This window comes from Janthinobacterium sp. ROICE36, from assembly GCF_002869965.1.
In the GTDB taxonomy this organism is placed as follows: Bacteria; Pseudomonadota; Gammaproteobacteria; order Burkholderiales; family Burkholderiaceae_D; genus Janthinobacterium.
The window spans coordinates 85,014-92,080 of record NZ_PEBS01000016.1 but is presented as its reverse complement, the minus strand read 5'-3'; the positions used below and the strand labels follow the sequence as shown (position 1 = coordinate 92,080).

Here is a 7,067-nt window from a genome sequence, read left to right as displayed (position 1 = left end):
TCAAGCTCACCGCGCGTCAGGGCGGAGAGATCGGGAGGGGTACGTTTTTTTGCCATGACAGCATGATGAGCCGGTTTGAAAAGGTTTACAACTGTTTTTTGAAACACTGCTCATGCTGAACAGTTACGGTGATTTTAGGAGATGGAATGAAATTGAAGAAATTGATGGTCGGCATGATGCTGGCCGCGACCACGCTATCCATGCTGGGCGAGGCGCTGGCCCGTCCCATGGGCGGTGGCCGTTCGTTTGGCCGCCAGTCGCAAAACGTGGGCCGCCAGGCTCCCGCACCGGCGCCGACCCCGGCACCGGCTGCCGCGCCACGCCAGGCGCAAGCTGCACCAGCCCCTGCACCGGCCCCTGCCGCCAAGGCACCGAGCCGCTGGAAGGGCTTGCTGGGCGGCGCCTTGCTGGGCTTGGGCCTGGGCGCGCTGCTGTCGCATTTCGGCCTGGGCGGCGCCCTGGCCAGCATGATCAGCACCCTGCTGATGGTGGCCTTGCTGGCCGGCGCGGCCTTCTTCATCTATCGCATGGTGCGCGGCAAGCGCGACAGCAATGCTAACTCTGGCAATGCGCCGTTCGCCGGCTTCGGCAACCAGCCGGCGCCGGCCGGCAATGTGCCCGACATCGGTGCGGGCATTCCACCGCTGCCGCCGCTGCAGCCTGTCTCGTCCGGCGTAGGCCTGGATAAGCCGGTCCCGGCACCGGCTGCCGCGCCCTGGGGCGTGCCAAGCGACTTCGACAAGGAAGCCTTCCTGCGTCACGCGAAAAGCAATTTCATTCGCTTGCAAGCGGCCTGGGACAAGGCGGACGTCAACGATATCGGCGAATTCACGTCGCCGGAAGTGTATGCGGAACTGCGCATGCAAATCCAGGAACGGGGCGCGCAGCCGGACTTTACCGATGTCGTCACCATCGATGCCGAACTGTTGGGGATCGAGACGAGCGTCAACGACTACCTGGCCAGCGTGAAGTTTACGGGCCTGATCCGTTCGGCGCCGGGTGCGGCAGCGGAACCGTTCGCGGAAGTATGGAATATGTCGAAACCCGTCAGCGGCAACAGCGGCTGGGTATTGGCAGGCATCCAGCAATTGAATTAATTGTCAAAATTGCTGAATAATGGCTTAAGTCCATGCGCAATGCAGGATGCTTGACAGATATTTCCTGCTGAACTGGTAAGATCGAAACCGCCCACGTTGTTTTACGGGCGGTTCTTTATTTTTAGGGGCGCGTTTGGCGCGCAAGCACATGATGGCAACACTTTCCGATCTCTCCTTGATGACGCCCGTCATCGCGACAATCAACCATTTGCTGGCGCAGGAGCCGTGGGCGCGCCAGCAGCTGGCCGTGCATGCGGGCAAACTGGCGTGCATCGACACGGGCGCCGTGGCCTTGCGCCTGCGCGTCGACAGCGCCGGCATGCTGGAAGCGGCGCCGGCCGATATGCCGGCCAACGTCACCATCCGCGTCAAATTGTCCGATGTACCGCTGATCCTGCAACACCGCGAGCGGGCGTTTTCGTATGTGAAAATCGAAGGCGATGCCGAATTTGCCAATGCGATTTCGCAACTGAGCAAGGGTTTGCGCTGGGAAGCCGAGCACGACCTGGAAAAGGTAGTCGGTCCCATGCTGGCCACGCGCCTTGTTTCCGGGGCCAAAGATGCTGCCGCTTTTGTGCGCACGGGCCAGCAAAAGCTGGCGGAAAACGTGGCCGAATATTTTATCGATGAACAGCCCATGCTGATCCGTCCTTCTACCCTGCAAGCGTATTCCGCAGGCGTGACGCGCGTGCGCGATGACGTCGAACGCCTGGCCAAGCGCCTTGCCCGGCTGGAAAAGGCGGCCGCCGCCCTCCAGCCTTTGTCTCCCACACCGGATCTGTCTACATGATATTGAAATTCCTGCGCCTGTTTAAAATCATCCGTGTTTCCATCAAGTACGGTCTGGATGAGATAGCGATTTCTGGTCTGCAAGTTCCCCGCACCGCCAAATTGATCGACACCCTGATTTTCTGGCGCGACCTGTCGTCGCCACGGGGCTTGCGCCTGCGCCTGGCGCTGGAAGAGCTGGGGCCTATTTTCGTGAAATTCGGCCAGGTGCTGTCGACCCGGCGCGACCTGATGCCGCCCGACATCGCCGAAGAACTGGCGCACCTGCAAGACCGCGTGCCGCCCTTCGATTCCGACCTGGCCATCGCGCAGATCGTCAAGTCTCTCGGCGCACACCCGGATCAACTGTTTGCCCGCTTCGAGCGCGAGCCAGTGGCGTCCGCCTCTATTGCCCAGGTGCACTTCGCCACCCTGAAAGACGGTCGCGAGGTGGCCGTGAAGGTCTTGCGTCCAGGCATGAAAAAGCTGATTGACGAAGACGTGGCGCTGATGCACATCGCCGCCGACTGGACCAGTCGCCTGTGGGCCGACAGCAAGCGCCTGAAACCCAAGGAAGTGGTGGGCGAGTTCGACAAATACCTGCACGACGAACTGGACCTGATGCGCGAGGCGGCCAACGCCAGCCAGTTGCGCCGCAACTTTGCCAACTCGGACTTGCTGCTGGTGCCGGAAATGCACTGGGATTATTGCTCCAGCAGCGTCATCGTCATGGAACGCATGGTTGGCATTCCCGTGTCGCAGACCGAGCGCCTGGTGGCGGCCGGCGTGGATTTGCGAAAACTCTCCAGCGATGGCGTGGAGATTTTCTTCACACAAGTGTTCCGCGACGGCTTTTTCCATGCGGATATGCACCCGGGTAATATTCTCGTGTCGATAGCCCCCGAATCGTTTGGCCGCTACATCGCGCTCGATTTCGGCATCGTGGGCACCCTGAACGACTACGACAAGGATTATCTGTCGCAAAACTTCCTCGCCTTCTTCCGCCGCGACTATAAGCGCGTGGCCGAGGCGCACATCGAATCGGGCTGGGCGCCGAAAGACACGCGCGTCGATGAACTGGAAGCGGCCGTGCGCGCCTGCTGCGAGCCGATCTTCGACCGTCCGCTGAAAGATATTTCTTTTGGGCAAGTTTTGCTCCGGCTGTTCCAGACTTCGCGCCGCTTCAACGTGGAAGTGCAGCCGCAACTGGTACTGTTGCAAAAGACCCTGCTCAATATCGAGGGCCTGGGTCGCCAGTTGGACCCGGAACTGGACTTGTGGCAAACGGCCAAGCCTTATCTGGAAAAATGGATGAGCAACCAGGTGGGGCCGCAAGGCTTCATGGAGCGCTTGCGCGCCGAGGCGCCCCGTTATGCGCACATCTTCCCGCAACTGCCGCGTTTGCTGCACCAGGCCTTGACGGTGCATGGCGAACCGCGCGAAAACGACGTGGAATTGATGAAAACCTTGCTGGCAGAGCAACGCCAGACGAACCGCTTGCTGAGCTTTATCGTTTACTTCGTGGGCGCCTTCGCCCTCGGCGCGCTGGGCTTGCAAGTGTTCATGCGCTGGCATCAATTGCCGTTTTAACTGGCTGAGGACGTAAGTGATGGCTGACTTTCATAACCGCGATCCGCTCTCGCCCGCCTTCTGGGACGAGCGTTTCGAGAAGCAATTTACGCCCTGGGACCACGGCGGCGTGCCCACGCATTTGCGCCGCTTCGTTGCCGGCAGCCCGGCGCCGCTGCGCTGCCTGATTCCCGGCTGCGGCTCCGCGTATGAGCTGGCCTTCATGCTCGATCACGGCTGGCATGCCACGGCCATCGACTTTTCGCCGGCCGCCGTGGCCGCCGCACGGGGGCAGCTTGGCGAGCGGGCAGGCCAGGTGGAGGAAGCTGATTTCTTCGCTTGGCAGCCCGAAGCGCCGCTGGACCTGATCTATGAGCGGGCCTTCCTGTGCGCCATGCCGCGCGCCATGTGGCCGCAAGTGGCGGCCCGTTGGGCGCAGCTGCTGGCGCCAGGCGCCATGCTGGCCGGTTACTTTTTCTTTGACGACAATGTCAAGGGGCCGCCGTTCGGCATGTCGCGTGAGCAATTACAGGCCTTGCTGGCACCGCATTTCGACTGCCTGGCCGATGAGGCCGTGGACGATTCCATTGCCGTCTTCGCGGGCAAGGAGCGCTGGATGCGCTGGCGCCGCCGGGCGGACTGAGCCTGACAGGCTGAGCGAGCGGGCATTTTCCGCTGGGAAAGGCGGAAAAGCTTTATAATTCAGGGTTTTTGATGATTTTCTCGGAGTAGAGATGCCGATTTACGCTTACCGTTGTGACGAGTGTGGTTTTGCCAAGGATGTCTTGCAAAAGATCTCCGATCCAGTACTGACGGTGTGCCTGTCGTGCGGCAAGCCCAGTTTCAAGAAACAATTGACGGCCGCCGGTTTCCAATTGAAGGGTACTGGCTGGTACGCGACCGATTTCCGCGGCGGCACGCCGCCCACCACGGCCATTCCGACCGCCCCGGCCGATAACGCCAAGCCTGCCCCGGCCACCGAGAGCGCGCCTGCTGCGGCGCCGGCGTCCGCCCCGGCTGCCGCTGCGCCGAAAGCGGATTGAAAAGCGCGCCGCGCCACTCCATTACCGAGAAACCGATGCGTAAATACTTTATCACCGGATTACTGATTTTGGTTCCCCTGGCCATTACCGCCTGGGTCTTGAATCTGGTAATCAGCACGATGGACCAGTCGCTGTTGCTGGTGCCCGGCAGTACGCAGCCTAGCGTATGGTTCGGCCGTCAGGTTCCCGCGCTGAGCACCATTCCCGGTCTGGGCACGGTATTGACGGTACTGATCGTTTTCTTCACGGGCTTGCTGACGAATAACCTGGTCGGCAATTACGTGGTAAAACTGTGGGAAAAATTGCTGCAACGCATACCCATCGTCAATTCCCTGTATTCGAGCGTCAAGCAAGTGTCCGATACCTTGTTTTCCTCGTCGGGCAATGCTTTCCGCAAGGCCGTGCTGGTGCCGTATCCGCACCAGAATTCCTGGACCATTGCTTTCCTGACCGGCGTGCCGGGCGGCGACGTGAAGAATTACCTGGTGGGTGACTATGTCAGCGTGTATGTGCCGACCACGCCCAACCCGACGTCAGGATTTTTCCTGATGATGAAGCGCAGCGATGTCGTCGAACTCGACATGAGTGTCGATGCGGCGCTCAAATATATCGTCTCGATGGGCGTAGTGGCGCCTGCGGAAGTTGTTGCTGTAACGGCCCCGGCAGCCAAAGAATAAAGGCAGGCGTCCCATGCGGGACGTGGCCGGATTGAACACTCACTAACCTGAACTGAGAATTTTATGTCTATGCGTACTGAATACTGCGGCCTCGTTACCGAAGCCATGCTGGGACAAACCGTCAGCCTGTGCGGCTGGGTACATCGCCGCCGCGACCACGGCAGCCTGATTTTCATCGACTTGCGCGACCGTGAAGGCCTGGTGCAAATCGTCTGCAACCCGGAACAAGCGGCAATGTTCAAGGTCGCCGAAGCCGTGCGCAACGAATTCTGCCTGCGCGTGACGGGCGTCGTGACCAGCCGTATCGACGGCACCATCAACAACAACCTGAAGTCGGGCAAGATCGAAGTGGTCTGCTCGGCAATGGAAGTGCTGAACCCTTCCGTGCCTGTGCCGTTCCAGCTCGATGACGACAACCTGTCGGAAACCACGCGTCTGACGCACCGCGTACTGGACCTGCGCCGCCCGCAAATGCAGAACAACCTGCGCCTGCGCTACAAGGTGACGATGGAAGTGCGCAAATACCTCGACGCGCTGGGCTTCATCGACATCGAAACGCCGATGCTGACCAAGTCCACGCCAGAAGGCGCGCGCGATTACCTGGTGCCGTCGCGCGTCAACGCGGGCAGCTTCTTCGCCTTGCCGCAATCGCCACAGTTGTTCAAGCAACTGTTGATGGTCGCCAACTTCGACCGTTACTACCAGATCACCAAGTGCTTCCGCGACGAAGACTTGCGCGCTGACCGCCAGCCTGAATTCACGCAGATCGATTGCGAAACCTCGTTCCTGACGGAGCAGGAAATCCGCGACCTGTTCGAAGACATGATACGCGTCGTCTTCAAAAATACCCTGAACATCGACTTGCCGAACCCGTTCCCGGTGATGGATTTCGCCGAAGCGATGGGCCTGTACGGTTCCGACAAGCCGGACATGCGCGTCAAGCTGGCCTTCACGGACTTGACCGAAGTGATGAAAACGGTCGAATTCAAGGTCTTCAACGGCGCCGCCAACATGAAGGGTGGCCGCGTGGTGGCCCTGCGCGTACCGCAGGGCGGCAGCATGCCGCGTTCGGAAATCGATGCTTACACGCAATTTGTCGCCATCTACGGCGCCAAGGGCTTGGCTTACATCAAGGTCAACGAGAAAGCCAAGGGCCCTGAAGGCTTGCAGTCGCCGATCGTCAAGTTCCTGCCTGCCGACGTGCTGGCCACGATACTCGAGCAGACGGGCGCGCAAGACGGCGACCTGATCTTCTTCGGCGCGGACAAGGCCAAGGTCGTCAACGACGCCATCGGCGCGCTGCGCGTGAAAATCGGTCACAGCGAGTTCGGCAAGAAAGCCGGCCTGTTCGAGGACGTGTGGAAGCCATTGTGGGTAGTCGACTTCCCGATGTTCGAGCACGACGAAGAAGCGGACCGCTGGACGGCGACTCACCATCCGTTCACGGCGCCGAAAGACGGCCATGAAGACATGCTGGAAAGCGATCCGGGCGCCTGCATCGCCAAGGCCTACGACATGGTCTTGAACGGCTGGGAACTGGGTGGCGGTTCGATCCGTATCCACCGCGAAGAAGTCCAAAGCAAGGTCTTCCGTGCACTGAAGATCGATGCCGAAGAAGCGCAGCTGAAGTTCGGCTTCCTGCTTGACGCCCTGCAATACGGCGCGCCACCGCATGGCGGCCTGGCATTCGGCCTGGACCGTATCGTGACCATGATGACGGGTTCCGATTCGATCCGCGACGTGATCGCCTTCCCGAAAACCCAGCGCGCCCAGTGTCTGCTGACACAAGCGCCGTCGGAAGTGGACGAGAAGCAACTGCGCGAACTGCACATCCGTTTGCGCGGCGCCGAGCCTAAAGTAGCGTAATGCAGCATGCGGCCGCTGCGGCGGCCGCTGTTTGATAATGCTATGCA

The 7,067-nt window shown here is 60.4% G+C and carries 7 protein-coding genes; all 7 read left to right on the top strand.

Features of this window, described 5'->3' with window-relative positions:
• The first annotated feature begins 146 nt into the window (after positions 1-146).
• The 7 genes from CSZ94_RS09310 (at position 147) to aspS (ending at position 7,020) form a co-directional block, all read left to right on the top strand.
• Positions 147-1,097: a Tim44 domain-containing protein gene (locus tag CSZ94_RS09310; RefSeq protein WP_102121231.1), complete on the top strand. Its 951-nt coding sequence runs from the start codon at positions 147-149 to the stop codon at positions 1,095-1,097.
• Between the two features lie 151 nt (positions 1,098-1,248).
• Positions 1,249-1,887 carry a ubiquinone biosynthesis accessory factor UbiJ gene (locus CSZ94_RS09305; RefSeq protein ID WP_258000884.1) on the top strand — a complete coding sequence of 213 codons (639 nt, stop codon included), beginning with the start codon at positions 1,249-1,251 and terminating at the stop codon, positions 1,885-1,887.
• Positions 1,884-3,455, top strand: coding sequence for a ubiquinone biosynthesis regulatory protein kinase UbiB (gene ubiB, locus CSZ94_RS09300; RefSeq protein ID WP_102121229.1), 1,572 nt, complete (start codon positions 1,884-1,886; stop codon positions 3,453-3,455). The genes CSZ94_RS09305 and ubiB overlap by 4 nt, the downstream gene beginning before the upstream one ends.
• Before the next feature lie 19 nt (positions 3,456-3,474).
• A complete protein-coding gene (locus CSZ94_RS09295) occupies positions 3,475-4,077 on the top strand; it encodes a methyltransferase (RefSeq protein WP_102121228.1) in 603 nt (200 codons plus the stop codon).
• Between the two features lie 91 nt (positions 4,078-4,168).
• A complete protein-coding gene (locus CSZ94_RS09290) occupies positions 4,169-4,477 on the top strand; it encodes an FmdB family zinc ribbon protein (protein ID WP_102121227.1) in 309 nt (102 codons plus the stop codon).
• A gap of 35 nt (positions 4,478-4,512) precedes the next feature.
• A complete protein-coding gene (locus CSZ94_RS09285; protein WP_102121226.1) occupies positions 4,513-5,154 on the top strand; it encodes a DUF502 domain-containing protein in 642 nt (213 codons plus the stop codon).
• 69 nt (positions 5,155-5,223) lie between these two features.
• Complete coding sequence (aspS, locus tag CSZ94_RS09280) at positions 5,224-7,020, top strand: aspartate--tRNA ligase (RefSeq protein ID WP_102121225.1); 1,797 nt, start codon at positions 5,224-5,226, stop codon at positions 7,018-7,020.
• The last annotated feature ends 47 nt before the right edge of the window (positions 7,021-7,067 follow it).

What these genes read in the sequence shown, in the direction of transcription:
- CSZ94_RS09310 (WP_102121231.1), top strand. Translation starts at nt 147, where the DNA reads ATGAAATTGAAGAAATTGATGGTCGGCATGATGCTGGCCGCGACCACG.
- CSZ94_RS09305 (WP_258000884.1), top strand. Translation starts at nt 1,249, where the DNA reads ATGGCAACACTTTCCGATCTCTCCTTGATGACGCCCGTCATCGCGACA.
- ubiB (WP_102121229.1), top strand. Translation starts at nt 1,884, where the DNA reads ATGATATTGAAATTCCTGCGCCTGTTTAAAATCATCCGTGTTTCCATC.
- CSZ94_RS09295 (WP_102121228.1), top strand. Translation starts at nt 3,475, where the DNA reads ATGGCTGACTTTCATAACCGCGATCCGCTCTCGCCCGCCTTCTGGGAC.
- CSZ94_RS09290 (WP_102121227.1), top strand. Translation starts at nt 4,169, where the DNA reads ATGCCGATTTACGCTTACCGTTGTGACGAGTGTGGTTTTGCCAAGGAT.
- CSZ94_RS09285 (WP_102121226.1), top strand. Translation starts at nt 4,513, where the DNA reads ATGCGTAAATACTTTATCACCGGATTACTGATTTTGGTTCCCCTGGCC.
- aspS (WP_102121225.1), top strand. Translation starts at nt 5,224, where the DNA reads ATGCGTACTGAATACTGCGGCCTCGTTACCGAAGCCATGCTGGGACAA.